The sequence below is a fragment of the Cupriavidus basilensis OR16 genome (genome assembly GCF_000243095.1).
Taxonomy (GTDB): Bacteria; Pseudomonadota; Gammaproteobacteria; order Burkholderiales; family Burkholderiaceae; genus Cupriavidus; species Cupriavidus basilensis_D.
In genome coordinates, this window is record NZ_AHJE01000409.1 from 1 (window position 1) to 987 (window position 987).

Here is a 987-nt window from a genome sequence, read left to right on the forward strand (position 1 = left end):
CGCCGGCGCCGGACGCAGCCAGCACCGCGGCCACGCGTAAGCGCTTGCCGGTGTCGGTGGTGACCAGCAGGCGGTGCGGTGCTCATGCTGGGCTATGGCGTGCGCCTCGCCGGGATTTCGGCCAAGCCGTTGGCGCGCTCGTTGAAATGCATGGGAAACGCGAAACGGCGCGCATTGCTCGAGCAAGCGGTCGACCAGGCCTGCGCCAGGCAGCCGGGCACCGCCGGGATGTCGTAGATCGGCTTTTCCGGATAGAGCTCGGTGCACTGGCCGCCGGCGCGGTCCAGCACGTCGATGAGCTCGCACTTCAGCCCCAGCACGCCGGCCTGGAAAGCGGCGAACAAGCCGACCGGGCCGGCGCCGACGATCAGCACATCGGTGCGGATCATGTCGGCCGGGGCGGTTGGGGGGCGGGGGGCGGGCGTGGCGGAAGCAGGGACTTGGGTCGGCATGGCTTGGCAGGCGGCGCGCGCGGCGGCGCCCGGCGGGAGGATCGTCAGGCCCCAACTATACCGCGCGGGGCTTGGCCGGCCGCCTACGCCAGCGTTGGCGGCAGGGCTATCGCGCGGATGTGTGGGCCAGCCCACGTGGTGCGCATGGGTACGGGATTAAGGTGGATTTAACGCGGATTTAACGCAAGAGTAGAATAGACGCATGCAAAATTCACACGCAATCAACGCGGATCTGCATTGCCATTCCACGGTGTCCGACGGCATGTTGTCCCCCGAGGATGTCGCCGCGCGCGCGCACGCCGGCGGCGTGGCGTACTGGGCGCTGACGGACCATGACGAGGTCAAGGGCCAGGCCAGGGCGCGAGCCGCAGCCGAGGCGCTTGGCATGCACTACGTGCCTGGGGTGGAGATCTCGGTGACGTGGGCTGGCCAGACCGTGCATATCGTTGGCTTGCAGATCCGACCCGGACTGCCGAGGCGCTGGGTGGACGGCCTGGCCGCCACGCGCGTCGGGCGCGCCGCCAGGGCGCAAGAC

General features: G+C 69.6%; 1 protein-coding gene and 1 pseudogene. One reads left to right on the top strand and one right to left on the bottom strand.

The genetic code is table 11. The annotated features are described in order from the left end of the window. Positions 1-389 (bottom strand): annotated as a pseudogene (locus OR16_RS39380) (FAD-dependent oxidoreductase); the annotation flags it as partial. A 265-nt stretch (positions 390-654) separates the two neighbouring features. On the opposite strand from OR16_RS39380, the gene OR16_RS39385 reads away from it, so the two are divergent. Further along, on the top strand, positions 655-987 hold a 333-nt coding region (locus OR16_RS39385), incomplete at its 3' end, for a PHP domain-containing protein (RefSeq protein ID WP_006165127.1).